The organism is Bacillus sp. ISO11 (assembly GCF_003458115.1).
Classification (GTDB): domain Bacteria; phylum Bacillota; class Bacilli; order Bacillales; family Bacillaceae_G; genus Bacillus_A; species Bacillus_A cereus.
Map to the genome: position 1 here is coordinate 1 of NZ_QXCO01000037.1, position 18467 is coordinate 18467.

Below are 18467 nucleotides of genomic sequence, written 5' to 3' on the forward strand. Positions count from 1 at the left end.
CCTTCATAGTTTGGTGATGATGGCAGAGAGGTCACACCCGTTCCCATACCGAACACGGAAGTTAAGCTCTCTAGCGCCGATGGTAGTTGGGACCTTGTCCCTGTGAGAGTAGGACGTCGCCAAGCAACTAAAAACACAAGTCATTTGACTTGTGTTTTTTTTGTATTGTTAAAAAGAATGGGAAAGAAGTAAGGGTGATACAAACACGTTGCCTAAGAGTTAATCATATTATATAAAAGATGGGTGTATATTTTTCTGTAAATTGTTAAGGATTAGAAGTATAAAATAGGTTCACTGAAATAGGGAGGGAAGGCTATGAAATTACAAAGTGAAGTTTGTATTGTTTGTGAGACAAAAAGAAAAGAAGGTATATATGTTTATAATAATTTAATATGCTATGAATGTGAAAAGGATATGGTGAATACAGAGACAGATGATCCGAAATATATACATTATTTAAAGCAGCTTCGAAAACTAGAAGTATCATATTTTTAAATAGGCATATGCCTATTATTTTTTTTGTTCTGTATAATAGATAGAGAATGAATAATAAGGAAGAGATGTAGATGAATCAAAATCGTATGCCTTTATATGAGGCGTTAATAGAGTTTAAAGAAAGAGGGCCGTTATCCTTTCATGTTCCAGGTCATAAGAATGGTTTAAACTTCCCTCAGGAGGCAATAAGAGAGTTTAAAGATATTCTATCTATTGATGTAACTGAGTTAGCAGGACTAGATGATTTGCATAGTCCGTTTGAATGTATAGATGAGGCACAACAATTATTGGCTGAAGTTTATAATACAAAGAGGAGCTATTTTTTAATTAATGGTTCAACAGTCGGGAACTTAGCAATGATTTTGTCTTGTTGCGGGGAACATGATATTGTTCTTGTACAAAGAAATTGCCATAAATCAATTATTAATGCTTTAAAACTTGCGGGAGCAAATCCCATTTTTTTAGATCCATGGATTGATGAAGCTTATAACGTACCGGTGGGAGTTCGTAACGAAATTATTAAGAAAGCAATTGAAAAGTATCCAAATGCGAAAGCACTCATTTTAACGCATCCTAATTATTATGGTATGGGTATGGATCTAGAGGCAAGCATCGCTTTTGCACATGCACATAAAATCCCTGTTTTGGTAGATGAGGCACATGGGGCACATCTGTGCTTGGGAGAACCATTCCCGAAGTCAGCATTAACATATGGTGCAGATATTGTAGTTCATTCTGCACATAAAACATTACCCGCAATGACAATGGGTTCCTATTTACATATAAATAGTCACTTAGTAGACGAAGAGAAGGTTACTACTTATTTAAGTATGCTACAATCTAGTAGTCCATCGTATCCAATTATGGCTTCCTTGGATATAGCACGCTTTACAATGGCGCGTATAAAAGAAGAAGGTCACAGTGAAATTGTTGAGTTTTTACGAAGATTTAAGGAACAATTACGTTCTATTCCCCAAATCGCCATTTTAGAATATCCGTTGCAAGATGAGTTAAAGGTCACCGTACAAACTCGTTGTCAGTTATCAGGGTACGAATTACAGTCTGTATTTGAAAAGGTCGGTATATATACAGAGATGGCTGATCCGTACAATGTCCTATTTATTTTACCCTTACAAGTAAATGAGGGATATATGAAGGTTATAGAGATGATCCGAGTAGCATTGCAACATTATGAGGTGAAAGACAAGAGGGAATCTATTCGTTATACTTATAAAGGTGAATTCTCTCTTTTACCGTATACGTATAAACAACTAGACGGATATGAAACAAAGATAGTATCTATAAAAGAGGCTGTTGGAATGATAGCGGCGGAAATGGTGATTCCGTATCCACCTGGAATTCCATTGATTATGTATGGAGAGAGAATTACTTCAGAGCATAAAGAGCAAATTATGTATTTAGAGAGAGCAGGAGCTCGTTTTCAAGGTAATACGAAATATATGAAAGTGTATGATATAGAAAGTAGGTTTTAGGATGAAGGGATTATTTGTAACAATTGAGGGCCCAGAAGGTTCAGGTAAAACAACGTTAATTAAAAGCTTATTGCCATATTTTGAAAAAAAAGCACAAAAGGTAATGGCGACAAGGGAACCAGGCGGTATTGCAATTTCTGAGGACATTAGGACGATTTTACATAAACAAGAATATACGATGATGGAAGCACGTACAGAAGCGCTTCTTTATGCTGCTGCGCGCAGACAACATTTAGTAGAAAAAGTTATGCCAGCACTTAATGAGAACTACCTCGTGTTATGTGATCGTTTTATAGATAGCTCTTTAGCATACCAAGGCTATGCAAGAGGATTGGGTATGGATAAGGTATTTGAAATAAATCGTTTCGCAACAGAGGACTGTATGCCTAGTTTAACAATTTATCTAGACATTGAGCCTGAGGTTGGTTTGGCTCGGATTGAAAAAGATGCAGGACGTGAAGTAAATCGACTAGATATGGAAGATATCTCTTTCCATAAACGTGTGCGCGAAGGGTATTTACAAGTTGTAGAACGTTTCTCGGATCGTATTGTATTGGTAAATGCTGATCAGCCGATGGAAAAACTTATAGAAGAAGTTGTTCAGATTATAGAAGATAAATTGTTATAATAGAAGGAAAGAATGAAATAAGTGAGGTATGCATTATGACGAAGACGTGGGAGCAGCTTTCTGCTATACAACCCATCGGTGTAAAAATGTTGATGAATAGCATTGCAAAAGAGCGTATATCCCACGCTTACTTGTTAGAGGGAGGGAAAGGGACAGGAAAGTTTGCGACAGCAATTCAAATGGCAAAGAGTTTCCTCTGTTCTGAGCGGAATGGGGTAGAGCCCTGCCATGTATGTACAAACTGTAAGCGAATTGATTCAGGTAACCACCCTAACTTACATATTGTAAAACCAGACGGATTATCTATTAAAAAGCAGCAAATTCATGATTTACAAGAAGAGTTTTCAAAAACAGGATTAGAGGCAAATAAAAAATTATATATTATTGAGCACGCAGATCGTATGACAGCAAATGCGGCAAATACACTTTTGAAATTTTTAGAAGAACCAAGTAGTGATACAACTGCTATTTTACTTACTGAACAAAGTCATCAAATTTTAAATACGATTTTATCTCGTTGCCAAGTTGTTACGTTTAGACCGTTACCTACGGAATCTTTAATTAGAAGATTACAGGATGAAGGGATTACAGCATCTTTATCGACACTTGCTGCTCAACTTACAAATAGTTTTGATGAAGCTTTAGCTTTATGTAGTGATGAATGGTTTGCACAAGCACGAGCTTTAGTGATAAAATTATGTGAAGCGCTCGAAAAAGATAAAACCTCTATTTTTTTTGTACAAGAAAAATGGGGAAAACACTTTGGAGAGAAAGAACAATTACAGCAAGGTTTAGATATGTTACTCCTTATTTATAAGGATTTATTATATGTTCAACTTGGAGAAGAAGATCGTCTTGTTTTTCATGATCAGAAAGAGATGTTTGAATCGTTTTCCTATGCTCAGAAGCGCATTGTATCAGCTCTCTTTAATATATTAGAGGCAAAAAATAGAATCAACGCTAATGTAAATGCGCAGCTTGTGTTCGAACAGTTAGTGTTGCGGTTGCAGGAGGGATGACCGTTTTGTATGATGTAGTAGGTGTTCGCTTTAAGAAGGCCGGAAAGGTATATTACTTTGATCCAAACCAGTTCGATATCTCTGAAAATGAGTTTGTCATTGTAGAAACGGTAAGAGGTATTGAATACGGAAAAGTAGTTATTACCAAAAAACAAGTTGATGAAAACGACGTTGTATTACCGCTAAAAAAGGTTATTCGTATTGCAAATGAAAATGATCGTACCATTGTTGAAGAGAACAAACATGCTGCCAAAGAAGCATATCAAGTCTGTCAACAAAAGGTAGTAGAGCATAATCTTGATATGAAACTTGTAGATGTAGAGTATACATTCGATCGTAATAAGATTATTTTCTATTTTACTGCGGATGGTCGGATCGATTTCCGCGAACTAGTGAAGGACTTAGCCGCAATTTTTAGAACAAGAATTGAACTAAGACAAATTGGTGTTCGTGATGAAGCGAAGATGCTAGGTGGTATTGGTCCATGTGGTCGTATGCTTTGTTGTTCTACTTTTTTAGGGGATTTTGAACCTGTATCCATTAAAATGGCAAAGGATCAAAATTTATCATTAAATCCTGCAAAAATCTCTGGTTTATGTGGTCGCTTAATGTGTTGCTTAAAATATGAGAATGATGAATATGAGGCAGCAAAGGAACAACTTCCTGATTTAGATCAACGTATACAAACCCCGCATGGTACTGGCCGTGTTATCGGATTAAATATTTTAGAAAGATTAATTCAAGTGGAACTAGTAGACAAGGAACGGATAGTAGAATATACGTTAGATGAGTTAGTGAATAAAGGGGTCGTTTCGAGTCAAACCACAGATTAATGAGGTGGGTGCTTGTGGAGAAAAAAGATATTTTTGAATCGGTTTCTAGTATGGAAGAGCAAATTGGACATTTATATAAACAGTTGGGAGAGTTAAAACAGCATCTTGCAGAGTTGTTGGAAGAAAACCAGCATATAAAAATGGAAAATAACAATTTGCGACACCGTTTTGAAGAAGTGCAGAATAAAGAAAAACAAAAAACTCAAAAACGTAAAGAAGTGAAGCCGAAAACAGATATTGGTGAAGGCTATGACAATTTAGCGAGACTGTATCAAGAAGGTTTTCATATTTGCAATCTACATTATGGAAGTGTACGTAAAGAGGGAGATTGTTTATTCTGTCTGTCATTCTTAAATAAAAAGTGAAATTACCTTTCCAATTATAATTGGAAAGGTAATTTTTTATACATGAAATAGGGTAGGTTAAGGGTAAGAAAAGGAGCAGTATATGAATTTATATGAAGATGAACGTTTAGATTACTTATTAGCACAAGACATGAAGATTATACAAAGCCCATCAGTATTTAATTTTTCTTTAGATGCCGTTTTACTTGCAGATTTTGCATGGGTACCAATTCAAAAGGGGAATTTACTTGATTTGTGTACAGGTAACGCGGTTGTTCCCCTTCTATTAAGTACAAGAACAAAAGGAAATATTACTGGGGTGGAAATTCAAGAACGCTTATATGATATGGGAGTAAGAAGTGTTCAATACAATGGGTTGGAGGAAAGAATTCACCTCATACATGGAGATTTGAAAGATATGCCAGAGAAACTTGGGCGTCATCAATATGATGTTGTTACATGTAATCCACCATATTTTCAAACACCTCAAACTTCAGAGAAAAATATGAATGAACATTTAGCGATAGCTCGTCATGAAATTATGTGTACATTAGAAGATGTTGTATCTGTAAGTAGTCAGTTAGTAAAACAAGGTGGGAAAGTAGCGTTTGTACATCGTCCAGGGCGATTACTAGACATTGTCACATTAATGCGTAAATATAAAATTGAACCAAAGCGCGTGCAATTTGTTTATCCTAAGGTTGGAAAAGAAGCAAATACATTGTTAATTGAAGGAATTAAGGATGGAAATGCAGATTTGAAAATTTTACCGCCTCTCGTTGTATATGAGAACAATAACGAATATACAAAGGAGCTACGTTCGATTTTATATGGAGAAGAATAAGCACTTTTTTTATGTGGTAGAGTGCTCTGATGGAAGTTATTATGCTGGATATACAAACCATATAGAAAAGAGAATTCAGACTCATAATAGCGGCAAAGGGGCTAAGTATACACGCGTCAGGCTTCCTGTTGTTTTAAAATATGTAGAGACCCACGATGATAAGCGTACAGCTATGCAAGCGGAGTATTACTTTAAGCAATTAACGAGAAAACAAAAAGAGGCATATATGCAAAAAGGAGAACGCTATGTGGCAACAAAAAAGCTTTCAACAAAATGAAAAGGGAGTTTTATATTTAGTACCAACTCCTATTGGAAATCTAGAAGATATGACATTTCGTGCAATCCGAATTTTAAAAGAAGTTGATTTAATTGCTGCTGAAGATACGAGACAAACGAAAAAACTTTGTAATTATTTTGAAATTGAAACACCTGTTACGAGTTATCATGAGCACAATAAAGAAGTAAGTGGGAAGAAACTATTAGAGAAATTAGAGGATGGAAAGAATGTAGCACTTGTTAGCGACGCTGGTATGCCGTGTATTTCTGATCCAGGTTACGATATTGTCGTTGAGGCAGTAGCTGAGCAATATCATGTAATTCCGCTTCCTGGAGCAAATGCAGCCCTTACAGCATTAATTGCATCCGGTCTTGAAACAAAGCAGTTTTATTTCTATGGTTTCTTGCAGAGAAACAAAAAGGAACGAAAGATGGAGTTAGAAAAGCTTCGTTATGTACAAACTACAATGATGTTTTATGAAGCGCCTCATCGTTTAGACGATACTTTAATTTCGATGCAGGAAGTGTTGGGAAATAGAGAGATTGTATTATGTCGAGAGTTAACTAAAAAATTTGAGGAATTTATTCGAGGGACAATCGAAGAAGCAATTGAGTGGACGAAGCAAAATGAAGTACGTGGTGAGTTTTGTATTTTAGTAGCTGGTTCAACAGAAGAACCTGCTCCAGAAGAACAATGGTGGGAATCTCTTTCGGTATATGATCATATTGAATATTATATAAATGAAAAAAGTATGAATTCAAAAGAAGCGATTAAAACAGTCGCTAAAGATCGAGATTTGTCGAAAAGAGATGTATATCAAATCTATCATGTCGATAAAAAATAAGCTTCTCATAATTGAGAAGCTTATTTTGCTGTTTCGATATAATCTTGAAGTTCGTTTAAGATTTGCTCAGCGCCTTCTTTGCTTAAGATGATTTTACCTTCAGCTAAAGAAAGGTTACCGTCAGATACTTCACCAGTTACTTGGCAAGTCATGTTTGGTTTATATTTCTTTAAGATGATTTTTTCGTCATCAACATAGATTTCAAGAGCGTCCTTTTCTGCAATACCTAAAGTACGGCGTAATTCGATTGGAATTACTACACGACCTAATTCATCAACTTTACGAACAATACCAGTAGATTTCATAATTTTTTTCCTCCTAAATAAATAGTTTATAAGTTTCGAGTCTATTTTTAGATTCGTCATTTTTCGACAAAATACCCTATGGACATATGATACCAATCATTTACATTTCCGTCAATTCTTAAATTCTATATTTTTTAAAAAGATTTATAGATTTCTTATTTCTTATATATAATAGATTGAGAGGAAATTCCACAATTATTTACATTATTTTCTGAAAAAATAATAAATTAAAAGTGGAGATTGTATATTTTTGTGAAATATGAGCAATAGATGATAAAGATATCGAGCATTAAGACCTAAATTTAAAATTAGGTTGGCGTAAAGAAGATAAGTTAGATTTGGGCTGCTCGTAAAAGCCCAATTAATGTGGGCTAATAATTAGTGGGGAGGAACAAAAGCCCTACTGATTAAAGTTTCACTTTATATATGAGTTTTTGATATACTGTTTATAAATACATATGAGGTTATTCGGGAGGTCCAAAACAATGACAGAGGAAAATAAGTCCTTTTATATTACTACCCCAATTTATTATCCAAGTGGAAAATTACACATTGGACATGCTTATACGACAGTAGCAGGAGATGCGATGGCACGATATAAGCGTATGCAAGGTTATAATGTGCATTATTTAACAGGAACTGATGAGCATGGACAGAAGATCCAAAAGAAAGCAGAAGAGTTAAATATTACGCCACAGGCATATGTTGATAACATTGTTGCAGGAATTAAAGAGCTTTGGGAGAAGATGGATATTTCTTATGATGATTTTATTCGTACAACTGAAGATCGTCATAAAGATGTTGTCGAAAAAATCTTTAAGCAATTAGTAGATCAAGGTGACATTTATCTTGATGAATATGAAGGTTGGTATTCTGTACAAGATGAGACGTTCTATACAGAGCATCAATTAGTAGATCCAATTATGGAAGGCGACAAAGTAGTTGGAGGAAAAAGCCCAGATAGTGGTCATGATGTAGAACTTGTTCGTGAAGAATCTTATTTCTTTAGAATGGGTAAATATGTCGACAGACTATTAAAGTTCTATGAAGATAATCCACATTTCATTCAGCCGGAGTCTCGTAAAAATGAAATGATTAATAATTTTATTAAACCAGGATTAGAAGATTTAGCGGTTTCTCGTACTTCATTTGACTGGGGAGTTCGTGTTCCTGGTAACCCAAAACATGTTATTTACGTATGGGTTGACGCATTATCTAACTATATTACGGCGTTAGGTTATGGAACAGCAAATGAAGAGAAATATAAAAAATTCTGGCCTGCAGATGTGCATTTAGTTGGGAAAGAAATTGTTCGTTTCCATACAATTTATTGGCCGATAATTTTAATGGCATTAGATTTACCTCTTCCGAAGAAAGTCTTTGCTCATGGCTGGATTTTAATGAAGGATGGAAAGATGAGTAAGTCAAAAGGAAACGTAGTAGATCCAGTTACATTAATCGATCGTTACGGATTAGATGCATTACGTTATTACCTACTTCGTGAAGTTCCATTTGGATCTGATGGTGTATTCACACCAGAAGGATTTGTGGAGCGTATTAATTTCGACTTAGCAAATGACTTAGGTAATTTATTAAATCGTACAGTAGCTATGATTGATAAGTATTTTAACGGAGAAATCCCTGCATTTAAAGAAAATGTGACGGAATTTGATGAAACGTTAGTAGCGTTTGCACAAGATACTTTGAAAAAAGTAGAAGAAGCAATGGAGAATATGGAGTTCTCTGTAGCGTTAGGATCTATTTGGCAACTAGTTAGTCGTACGAATAAATATATTGATGAAACACAACCATGGGTATTAGCAAAAGATGAGAATGATCGTGAAAAGTTAGCTTCTGTAATGGCTCATTTAGCAGAAGTACTTCGTCAAACAGGTATTATGCTTATGCCATTCTTAACAGTAGCACCAAGCAAGATGTTTGCTCAGCTTGGCCTTACTGATGAAGCTCATAAATCTTGGGAAAGTCTATCTACAATTGGCTGCATTCCAGCTGGAACAAAAGTAGAAAAAGGAAACCCAATTTTCCCTCGTTTAGAAATGGAAGTGGAAGTAGAGTACATTAAAGAACAAATGAAAAGCTCTGCTCCTAAAGTAGAAGAGAAAAAAGAAGAAGAACCGAAGGCAGAAGAAATTACAATTGATGATTTCTTTAAAGTAGAATTACGCGTAGCTGAAGTACTATCTGCTGAACCTGTGAAAAAAGCAGACAAGTTGTTAAAAATTCAACTAGACTTAGGCACAGAAAAGCGTCAAGTTGTTTCTGGAATTGCAAAATTCTATTCGCCGGAAGACTTAAAAGGTAAAAAGGTTATTTGTGTAACAAACTTAAAACCTGTAAAATTACGCGGTGAATTATCGCAAGGTATGATTTTAGCGGGTGAAGAGAATGGCGTATTGTCATTAGCATCAATTGACCAAAATCTACCAAATGGTACAAAAATCAAGTAATTAAGACAAGAAAAGAGATGTTTCACGTGTAACATGTGTGAAGCGTCTTTTTTCTTTTTTACACTCTCTATTTTTGCATTAAGATTGTAGTATTGTTATCGTTAAGTTATTAAAGAACTTATTTTTGTAGAATAAACTTGATTTCAATATAAAAGGAGTTATGTATTATGTTGTTTGATACACATTCACATTTGAATGCAGAGCAATTCGAAGAAGATTTGCAAGAGGTTATTGCCCGAATGAAAGAAGCGGGAGTTACTTATACAGTTGTTGTTGGTTTTGATGAAGTAACGATAAAAAAGGCGATGGAATTAGCTGAAGCCTATGATTTTATTTACGCTGCGGTTGGCTGGCATCCAGTTGATGCAATCGACATGACAGAAGAACATTTAGCTTGGTTAGAAGAACTTGCTTCTCATCCTAAAGTCGTTGCACTTGGAGAAATGGGCTTAGATTATCACTGGGATAAGTCTCCAAAAGAAATACAGAAAGAAGTATTTCGTAAACAAATTGCATTAGCGAAAAAAGTAAATTTGCCGATTATTATACATAACCGCGATGCAACTCAAGATATTGTTGATATTCTAGAAGAAGAGAATGCAGCTGAAGTAGGAGGCATTATGCATTGCTTTAGCGGTAGCGTAGAAGTAGCAGAGCGATGTGTTGATATGAACTTTTTAATTTCGTTAGGTGGACCAGTTACATTTAAAAACGCTAAGAAACCGAAAGAAGTTGCTACGGAGATTCCATTAGAGAAATTGTTAATAGAGACGGATTGTCCCTATTTAACGCCGCATCCATTTCGCGGGAAACGAAATGAACCGAGTTATGTAAAACTCGTAGCAGAAGAAATTGCGAATTTAAAAGGAATTTCTTATGAGGAAGTAGCAGAAATGACAACTAAAAATGCAAAAGTTTTATTTGGAGTTGAATAAAAAGAACGGGTGAAACCTGTTCTTTTTTATTTTGAGAAAAACTAGTAGAAGTAATCAAGAAAATAAATGTGAATGATGAAGTGTTACAATAAGGACAGAGGACAAAGATTTTTCTATTCTATTTTTTAAAATATAAGAATGGGGAAAATAATAATGGAAAAGTCGTCATTTTTTTGTTTTACTAAGTAGAGACGAAATGAGTGTGGAGGCAAGCATGAAAATAAAAGAGATTATCGTTGTAGAAGGTAAAGATGATACAGTTGCGATTAAGCGTGCTGTTGATGCGGATACAATTGAAACGAACGGTTCAGCAATCGGTGATCATGTTATTGAGCAAGTTAAATTAGCGCAGCAAAAAAGGGGCGTTATTATTTTCACAGATCCGGATTATCCTGGAGAGCGTATTCGAAAAATTATTTCTGACAAGGTTCCTGGCTGTAAGCATGCTTTTTTACCGAAGGAAGAAGCGCTTGCTAAAAGGAAAAAGGGTGTTGGGATTGAACATGCTTCTAATGAGTCGATTCGCCGTGCTCTAGAGAATATACATGAAGAAATGGAAGCTTACACAAGTGAAATTAGTTGGAGTGATTTAGTCGATGCAGGCTTAGTGGGCGGAGAAATGGCAAAGAGCCGCAGAGAAAGAATGGGTAAGCTATTAAAGATTGGTTATACAAATGCAAAACAGTTACATAAACGATTACAGATGTTTCAAGTTTCAAAGGAATCATTTGCAGAAGCTTATAAGCAAGTAATACAGGAGGAAAAAAAATGAAGGATATCGCAACGCCAAATCGTACAAAAGACATTGTTGAAAAGTATGGATTTTCATTCAAAAAAAGTTTAGGACAAAACTTTTTAATTGATACAAATGTATTAAATCGTATTGTCGATCATGCAGAAATTGGTTCAGAAAGTGGTGCAATTGAAATTGGACCAGGTATTGGTGCATTAACAGAGCAATTAGCGAAGCGTGCTAAAAAAGTAGTGGCTTTTGAAATTGATCAAAGACTATTACCAATTTTAGATGAGACGTTAGCGCCATATGGTAATGTTACAGTTATTAATAAAGACGTACTAAAAGCGGATGTACATGAAGTATTTAATGAGCAATTTGAAGAAGGGCAAGATGTAATGGTAGTAGCTAACTTACCATACTATATTACAACGCCAATTTTATTTAAATTGCTTGAAGAAAAGTTACCAGTTCGCGGATTTGTTGTTATGATGCAAAAAGAAGTTGGAGATCGTTTAGCTGCTAAACCTGGAACAAAAGAGTATGGTTCTTTATCGATTGCCATTCAGTACTATACAGAGGTTGAAACAGTTATGACTGTACCGCGTACAGTGTTTGTACCACAGCCAAACGTTGATTCTGCAATTATCCGCCTTCTAAAGCGTCCTAAACCGGTTGTAGAGGTGACAGATGAAACGTTCTTCTTTGAAGTAGTACGAGCAAGTTTCGCACAGCGCCGTAAAACTTTAATGAATAATTTATCAAATAATTTAAATGGTTTCCCGAAAGATAAGGAGTTATTGGATCGAATTTTAACAGAAGTAGGAATTGATCCAAAGCGAAGAGGCGAAACGCTATCTATTGAAGAGTTTGCAACATTAAGTAATGCATTAGTTCTTCATAAATTATCATAAGAATATGAAAGGGACAGTTCAAGTTGAACTGTCCCTTTTGTCACCTTTCTCTCTCTAAATTCATACTTTAAAAACAGGTAAGATGGCCTAATGAGTTTGGAGGTAGGAGAATGGTTTTACATGTTGGAGAATTAGTGGAACGATATTCTCATAAGAGGGATATTCTTTTTCGTATTATAGAAATAAAAGGCGAGATAGCTATATTGTTTGGAGAGGAAATTAGACTGGTGGCGGATGCGCCACTTGAAGATTTAATTAGTATAGATCAAAGAGAACATAAAAAAAGGGTGAAGCGTGAGAAAGAAACAATGGAGCGCACGTATCGTTTGTTTCAACAAGATTATGTACTGATGAAACAAAGGCATGAACATACTTCAACTGGTGGATACACAAGTGAGGTAAATTATTTTCAAATGCCGGGACGTGTATTGCATATAGATGGAGACCCTTTATATTTGCGCAAGTGCTTAGATTTATATAATAAAATTGGCGTTCCTGTTCAAGGTATTCATTGTAAAGAAACGGAGATGCATGAAAAAGTAGTAGACTTAATAGATCACTTTCGCCCAGACATTCTCGTTATTACAGGGCATGATGCATATACAAAATCAAAAGGAGTGAAGGGAGATTTAGCGGCATATAGGCATTCAAGGCATTTTGTACAGGCTGTTCGTGAAGTGCGAAAAAAATATCCATCATTGGATCAACTTGTTATTTTTGCTGGGGCATGTCAATCACATTTTGAGGCACTAATTCGTGCAGGGGCCAATTTCGCTAGTTCACCATCTAGAATTAATATTCATGCACTAGATCCTGTATATGTAGTTGGTAAAATTAGTTTTACTTCATTTATGGAGAGAGTCAATGTATGGGATGTCGTACGTAATACAATTACTGGTGAAAAGGGACTAGGTGGAATTGAAACGAGAGGGATTTTACGAACGGGATTACCTTTTCAACATTACGAAGAGTAAGCAGGGTACATATGTATCTTGCTTTTTTGTATGGAAGGATTTAAATGAATTTGGATAAAAAGAGGTAAGAACGTAAAGACTACGTAATGATACTTTTACAATATAGTATTTCTTCTATCTATTCAAACGCAGGATGATATTAGCTGTGAATCGCGGTTAATAATTAGGATAGATATATCGTGCTTTAAGTGTTCAATCTAAATTACAGCGAGGTGTAGCGAAGTATATGTCAAAACGTTTAGATGAAATTAAAAGCGAATTAGATCACCATCTTGGACAGCGACTTATGTTAAAAGCAAATAGTGGAAGAAGAAAAACTGTGGAGCAATCAGGTGTACTAGCAGAAACATACCGTTCCGTTTTTGTTGTACAATTGGATCAACAAGAAGATGCGTTGCAACGTGTATCTTATAGTTATGCAGATGTTTTAACAGAGACAGTAGAGTTAACATTTTATGGAGACCCTCATAATGAGGTCATTTTATAATCCATATATCATTACATATATTCCCATAAATGAAAAGCTATATTATTTTGCATACTAACTATACCGTAGCAAAATAAGGAGGGACTCTGCATTGAGTAGACGAAGAGGTGTCATGTCAAACCAATTTAAAGAAGAGCTAGCAAAAGAGCTTGGCTTTTATGATGTTGTTCAGAAAGAAGGATGGGGCGGAATTCGTGCGAAAGATGCTGGTAACATGGTGAAACGTGCTATAGAAATTGCAGAACAGCAATTAATGAAACGAAACCAGTAGTTGTAAGATACTTTCTGTGCTACGGTAGCCGAGGAGACATTCCTCGGCTTTTTGTACTCTAAAAGGTGCCATCATTTTACATAAGTAGTTTCATTCTGAATGCTTTTCGTTATAATTAGGGAAGTGTCATCGTCTTACTATAAATTTATGGTAAAATAAACGATAAAAGATTGAGTACATAGAGTGGGTGAATAGATTGAAGCTACTAGTGAAAGCACCAGCAAAGATTAATCTGTCGTTAGATGTACTGGGAAAAAGACAAGACGGATATCATGAAGTGAAAATGATTATGACAACCATTGATTTAGCAGATCGTCTAGAACTAACGGAATTAGCAGAAGACCGTATTGAAATTTTATCCCATAATCGGTATGTCCCAGACGACCAACGAAATTTAGCTTATCAGGCAGCGAAATTATTAAAAGAGAAGTTTAATGTAAAAAAAGGTGTATCTATTACTATTGAAAAAACGATTCCAGTAGCAGCTGGATTAGCAGGTGGAAGTAGTGATGCAGCAGCGACATTACGTGGTCTTAATAAATTATGGAATTTAGGGCTTACAATTGATGAGTTAGCAGAGCTTGGTGCAGAAATTGGATCAGATGTATCGTTCTGTGTATACGGAGGCACAGCAATTGCCACTGGAAGAGGAGAGAAAATTGAGCATATAAAGACTCCGCCTTCTTGTTGGGTTATTTTAGCGAAACCACATATAGGTGTATCTACTGCTGATGTGTATGGAAATTTAAAGTTAAATCGAGTTACACATCCAAATGTAGATAAAATGGTTGATGTCATAAATTCTGGTGATTATAAAGGAATTTGTGATACTGTTGGTAACGTTTTAGAAGATGTAACATTTGGAATGCATCCTGAAGTTGCCCGTATTAAATCACAGATGAAGCGATTTGGAGCGGATGCTGTATTAATGAGTGGAAGTGGTCCAACTGTATTTGGACTTGTACACCATGATTCACGAATGCATCGCATTTATAACGGATTAAAAGGATTTTGTGAACAAGTCTATGCGGTACGTTTATTAGGAGAGCGAGAAACGCTTGAATAAAGACGTATAATACGTTATGATTTGTTTAGAATATTCGTGATTTGAGGTGAGAGTATGAAAATTAGAAGAAGTACAAGATTAGTCGATATGACTTATTACTTGCTACAAAACCCTCGTCAGCTAGTATCTCTCACTTTTTTTGCTGAAAGGTATCAATCGGCTAAGTCTTCCATTAGTGAAGATTTAGTTATTATTAAGCAAACGTTTGAACAACAAGGGGTCGGCACATTGCAAACGATACCAGGAGCAGCAGGAGGAGTGAAATATATACCGTATATAAGTGAAGAAGAGGCAGATCTAATTATTGATGAGCTTTGTGGCTTATTTGAAAACCCAGATCGTATTTTGCCTGGCGGTTACTTATACATGACAGATTTATTGAGTAATCCTCGCCATATTAATGGCGCAGGTCGTTTGTTTGCTTCTGTTTTTGCTAGGCAACCAATTGATGCAGTTATGACGGTGGCAACGAAGGGGATTCCACTTGCTTATGCAGTGGCAAATTACTTAGATGTACCAGTTGTAATTGCAAGGAAAGATAATAAGGTAACAGAAGGTCCGACTGTTAGTATTAACTATGTGTCGGGTTCTTCTAAACGAATTCAAACAATGACGTTAGCAAAACGCAGTCTTCCAGAAGGGTCGAATGTTTTAATTATTGATGACTTCATGAAAGCTGGCGGAACAATTCAAGGTATGATGAGTATGCTAGAAGAATTCAAGGCTAATGTTGTTGGTATTGGTGTATTAGTAGAATCCACAGATATTGAAGAACGACTAATTAATAATTTTGTATCATTAATTCGTCTATCGGAAGTTGATGTGAAAGAAAAAACGATTCAAGTGGAAAAAGGGAATTATTCTCTTGCACCATTTGATGAAGGGCTTGTAGAGGCGGAATAAAAGATAGAGCAGATAGCTCTATCTTTTTTATTTTATTTATAGATTATAAAATAGATGGACAAACTGCCTTTCGTACACTATTTTTAAAGAGTAAAATAAATAATAAAAGGGTGAAAAGTATGAAAGTTGTTCAAACAAGCAAGGCACCACAAGCAATTGGACCTTATTCACAGGGGATTATTGTAAATAACATGTTCTATAGCTCAGGACAAATTCCATTGATGGCAAATGGGGAGCTTGTAACAGGAGATGTAACAGTACAAACAGAACAGGTATTTCAAAATTTACAAGCGGTATTAGAGGAAGCAGGTGCTTCATTTGATACAGTCGTAAAAACAACAGTATTTTTAAAGGACATGGATGATTTTAATGCTGTGAATGAAGTGTATAGCTCTTATTTCTCTACTCATAAACCAGCTCGATCTTGTGTGCAAGTAGCAAAATTACCGAAAGATGTTTCCGTTGAAATTGAAGTAATCGCCCTAGTTAAGTAACCTTTTGTAAGCGATAACCTCCACTAATCTCTATATTCAACTACTTTAAAAATTTTTATCTTAAAAATTTTTAAAAAATTAAAGGGAAAATAGAAAATTTGTGGAATTTATACAAATATATCGCTTATTTAGAAAAGGGTGGTGAACACAAGATGGAAGTGACTGACGTAAGATTACGCCGCGTAAACACAGAAGGCCGCATGAGAGCAATTGCCTCTATTACTCTAGACCATGAATTTGTTGTTCATGATATTCGTGTAATTGATGGTAATAATGGATTATTTGTAGCAATGCCAAGTAAACGTACTCCAGATGGAGAGTTCCGTGACATTGCACATCCAATTAATTCTGGTACACGCTCTAAAATTCAAGATGCGGTTTTAACAGAGTATCATCGTTTAGGCGAGTTAGAAGAGGTTGAGTTTGAAGAAGCAGGTGCTTCGTAAAATTCGAATGAAAAGGGCTTTTGACAAAAAGCCTTATAATTTTGTAGCAAACTCCTGTAAGCATTTACAGGGGTTTGTTTTTTTTGCTTTATATTTGGAAACTGTATAATTTATTAACATAAAAAGAAGAAACTACTAATTTTTTCAAAATCATTTTAAATAGTATAGCTTATTTCTTAAAAAAGATACTAAAGAGTAAAACATCTTATAAGAATTATGGTAAAATTTAATAGTTAAAATGTGTTTCTTGAAATATATGATGATTTAGGATAATATCTTTAATGGATAAATAGGTTGCGATGGAGGGTCTATATGTCAAACAGATTTGCAGTGATTCTAGCTGCAGGTAAAGGCACACGTATGAAGTCTAAGCTATACAAAGTGCTGCATCCTGTATGTGGAAAACCTATGGTACAACACGTAGTCGATCAAGTATCTCAATTAGGATTGCAGAAACTTGTAACGGTTGTTGGACATGGTGCTGAAATGGTACAAGAACAGCTAGGGAACGTAAGTGAATTTGCATTACAAGCAGAACAACTTGGTACAGCACATGCTGTAGATCAAGCTGCAAGTGTACTTGCAAATGAAGAAGGAACAACTTTAGTTATTTGTGGTGATACGCCTCTAATAACTGCTGAAACAATGGAAGCATTACTTCAGCAACATAAAGAAGCAGGAGCAATGGCGACGGTGCTAACAGCATACATAGAAGAGCCTGCTGGATATGGCCGTATTGTTCGTAATGAGAATGGTCATGTTGAAAAGATTGTTGAGCATAAAGATGCAAATGAGAAAGAATTAGCTATTAAAGAAATCAATACAGGTACGTATTGTTTTGATAATAAGGCTTTATTTGCTTCACTTTCTAAAGTTTCAAATGATAACGTGCAAGGTGAATATTACCTTCCAGATGTTATTGAGATTTTAAAAAATGAAGGTCATATCGTATCAGCTTATCAAACAGAGCAGTTCGATGAAACGTTAGGTGTTAACGACAGAGTCGCTCTATCGCAAGCGGAAATTATTATGAAAAACCGTATCAACCGAAAGAACATGGTAAATGGTGTTACAATTATTGATCCAAGTAACACTTATATTTCTGCTGATGCAATTATCGGTAGCGATACAGTTCTTCATCCAGGAACAATTATTGAGGGGAACACTGTAATTGGTTCTGATTGTGAAATTGGACCGCATACAGTAATTCGCGATAGTGAAATTGGAGATCGTACGACAATTCGACAATCTACTGTACATGATAGTAAGCTTGGTACAGAAGTATCGGTTGGTCCATTTGCACATATTCGCCCAGATTCAGTTATTGGAGACGAAGTACGCGTTGGAAACTTCGTGGAAATCAAAAAAACTGTCTTTGGTAATAGAAGTAAAGCTTCACACTTGAGTTATATCGGGGATGCACAAGTTGGAGAAGACGTGAATCTTGGTTGTGGTTCAATTACGGTGAACTATGACGGTAAGAATAAATTCAAAACTGTGATTGGTAATGGGGTATTTATTGGATGTAATTCAAACCTTGTTGCTCCAGTAACAGTTGAAGATGGTGCTTATGTGGCGGCAGGCTCTACAATTACAGAGAATGTTCCATCAAAAGCATTATCGGTAGCACGTGCACGTCAAGTTAACAAAGAAGACTATGTTGATCAATTGCTGAATAAGAAAAAATCATAATA

Annotated in this window: 22 protein-coding genes and 1 rRNA gene; 22 read left to right on the forward strand and 1 reads right to left on the reverse strand. The window is 35.5% G+C overall.

The features are described 5' to 3' along the window. Positions 1-9: 9 nt before the first annotated feature. The 10 genes from rrf (at position 10) to rsmI (ending at position 6777) form a co-directional block, all read left to right on the forward strand. Positions 10-125: ribosomal RNA gene (rrf, locus tag D1166_RS26380) — 5S ribosomal RNA — on the forward strand. A gap of 190 nt (positions 126-315) precedes the next feature. Further along, positions 316-495, forward strand: coding sequence for a sigma factor G inhibitor Gin (locus D1166_RS26385; RefSeq protein ID WP_000776279.1), 180 nt, complete (start codon positions 316-318; stop codon positions 493-495). Positions 496-566: 71 nt separating this feature from the next. After that, positions 567-1988 (forward strand): aminotransferase class I/II-fold pyridoxal phosphate-dependent enzyme, encoded by a 1422-nt coding sequence (locus D1166_RS26390; RefSeq protein WP_001075297.1) that lies wholly within the window; start codon positions 567-569, stop codon positions 1986-1988. Between the two features lies 1 nt (position 1989). Continuing rightward, the gene (gene tmk / locus D1166_RS26395; protein WP_000677214.1) at positions 1990-2616 is read left to right on the forward strand and encodes a dTMP kinase; all 627 of its coding nucleotides are present in this window, start codon (positions 1990-1992) and stop codon (positions 2614-2616) included. Positions 2617-2651: 35 nt separating this feature from the next. Then, entirely contained in the window at positions 2652-3635 is a 984-nt protein-coding gene (gene holB, locus D1166_RS26400) for a DNA polymerase III subunit delta' (RefSeq protein ID WP_000169563.1), read from the forward strand. Positions 3636-3640: 5 nt separating this feature from the next. Then, complete coding sequence (locus tag D1166_RS26405; protein WP_000272429.1) at positions 3641-4468, forward strand: PSP1 domain-containing protein; 828 nt, start codon at positions 3641-3643, stop codon at positions 4466-4468. A 14-nt stretch (positions 4469-4482) separates the two neighbouring features. After that, positions 4483-4833 carry a DNA replication initiation control protein YabA gene (gene yabA, locus D1166_RS26410; RefSeq protein WP_000412063.1) on the forward strand — a complete coding sequence of 117 codons (351 nt, stop codon included), beginning with the start codon at positions 4483-4485 and terminating at the stop codon, positions 4831-4833. A gap of 82 nt (positions 4834-4915) precedes the next feature. Beyond that, the gene (locus D1166_RS26415) at positions 4916-5656 is read left to right on the forward strand and encodes a tRNA1(Val) (adenine(37)-N6)-methyltransferase (protein WP_001055367.1); all 741 of its coding nucleotides are present in this window, start codon (positions 4916-4918) and stop codon (positions 5654-5656) included. Then, the gene (locus D1166_RS26420; RefSeq protein ID WP_000414350.1) at positions 5643-5933 is read left to right on the forward strand and encodes a GIY-YIG nuclease family protein; all 291 of its coding nucleotides are present in this window, start codon (positions 5643-5645) and stop codon (positions 5931-5933) included. The genes D1166_RS26415 and D1166_RS26420 overlap by 14 nt, the downstream gene beginning before the upstream one ends. Beyond that, on the forward strand, positions 5902-6777 hold the full coding sequence (gene rsmI / locus D1166_RS26425; RefSeq protein WP_000267821.1) for a 16S rRNA (cytidine(1402)-2'-O)-methyltransferase: 876 nt from the start codon (positions 5902-5904) through the stop codon (positions 6775-6777). Before D1166_RS26420 ends, rsmI begins: the two co-directional genes overlap by 32 nt. A 20-nt stretch (positions 6778-6797) precedes the next feature. On the opposite strand, the gene D1166_RS26430 is transcribed toward rsmI, so the two are convergent. Next, entirely contained in the window at positions 6798-7082 is a 285-nt protein-coding gene (locus tag D1166_RS26430; RefSeq protein WP_000843036.1) for an AbrB/MazE/SpoVT family DNA-binding domain-containing protein, read from the reverse strand. Between the two features lie 485 nt (positions 7083-7567). On the opposite strand from D1166_RS26430, the gene metG reads away from it, so the two are divergent. The 12 genes from metG to glmU all read left to right on the forward strand — a co-directional run bounded on the left by metG (position 7568) and on the right by glmU (position 18465). After that, entirely contained in the window at positions 7568-9550 is a 1983-nt protein-coding gene (gene metG, locus D1166_RS26435) for a methionine--tRNA ligase (protein ID WP_000134135.1), read from the forward strand. 167 nt (positions 9551-9717) lie between these two features. Next, positions 9718-10485, forward strand: coding sequence for a TatD family hydrolase (locus D1166_RS26440; RefSeq protein ID WP_000895843.1), 768 nt, complete (start codon positions 9718-9720; stop codon positions 10483-10485). Positions 10486-10699: 214 nt separating this feature from the next. Beyond that, positions 10700-11257 (forward strand): ribonuclease M5, encoded by a 558-nt coding sequence (gene rnmV, locus D1166_RS26445; protein WP_000692835.1) that lies wholly within the window; start codon positions 10700-10702, stop codon positions 11255-11257. Continuing rightward, positions 11254-12132 (forward strand): 16S rRNA (adenine(1518)-N(6)/adenine(1519)-N(6))-dimethyltransferase RsmA, encoded by an 879-nt coding sequence (gene rsmA / locus D1166_RS26450; protein ID WP_000651548.1) that lies wholly within the window; start codon positions 11254-11256, stop codon positions 12130-12132. The genes rnmV and rsmA overlap by 4 nt, the downstream gene beginning before the upstream one ends. A 110-nt stretch (positions 12133-12242) precedes the next feature. Continuing rightward, positions 12243-13106, forward strand: a complete 864-nt coding sequence (yabG, locus tag D1166_RS26455) for a sporulation peptidase YabG (RefSeq protein WP_000242868.1) — start codon at positions 12243-12245, stop codon at positions 13104-13106. 226 nt (positions 13107-13332) lie between these two features. Beyond that, positions 13333-13593, forward strand: coding sequence for a biofilm formation stimulator Veg (gene veg, locus D1166_RS26460; RefSeq protein WP_000044347.1), 261 nt, complete (start codon positions 13333-13335; stop codon positions 13591-13593). Positions 13594-13684: 91 nt separating this feature from the next. Continuing rightward, positions 13685-13864 (forward strand): acid-soluble spore protein SspF, encoded by a 180-nt coding sequence (sspF, locus tag D1166_RS26465; RefSeq protein ID WP_002094215.1) that lies wholly within the window; start codon positions 13685-13687, stop codon positions 13862-13864. 196 nt (positions 13865-14060) lie between these two features. Then, on the forward strand, positions 14061-14930 hold the full coding sequence (ispE, locus tag D1166_RS26470; RefSeq protein WP_000772104.1) for a 4-(cytidine 5'-diphospho)-2-C-methyl-D-erythritol kinase: 870 nt from the start codon (positions 14061-14063) through the stop codon (positions 14928-14930). A gap of 54 nt (positions 14931-14984) precedes the next feature. Continuing rightward, entirely contained in the window at positions 14985-15833 is an 849-nt protein-coding gene (gene purR / locus D1166_RS26475; RefSeq protein ID WP_000702466.1) for a pur operon repressor, read from the forward strand. Between the two features lie 119 nt (positions 15834-15952). Next, the gene (locus D1166_RS26480) at positions 15953-16327 is read left to right on the forward strand and encodes a RidA family protein (RefSeq protein WP_000869811.1); all 375 of its coding nucleotides are present in this window, start codon (positions 15953-15955) and stop codon (positions 16325-16327) included. Between the two features lie 152 nt (positions 16328-16479). Further along, positions 16480-16773: a septation regulator SpoVG gene (spoVG, locus tag D1166_RS26485; RefSeq protein WP_000454041.1), complete on the forward strand. Its 294-nt coding sequence runs from the start codon at positions 16480-16482 to the stop codon at positions 16771-16773. Between the two features lie 312 nt (positions 16774-17085). Then, a complete protein-coding gene (glmU, locus tag D1166_RS26490) occupies positions 17086-18465 on the forward strand; it encodes a bifunctional UDP-N-acetylglucosamine diphosphorylase/glucosamine-1-phosphate N-acetyltransferase GlmU (RefSeq protein WP_000071039.1) in 1380 nt (459 codons plus the stop codon). The last annotated feature ends 2 nt before the right edge of the window (positions 18466-18467 follow it).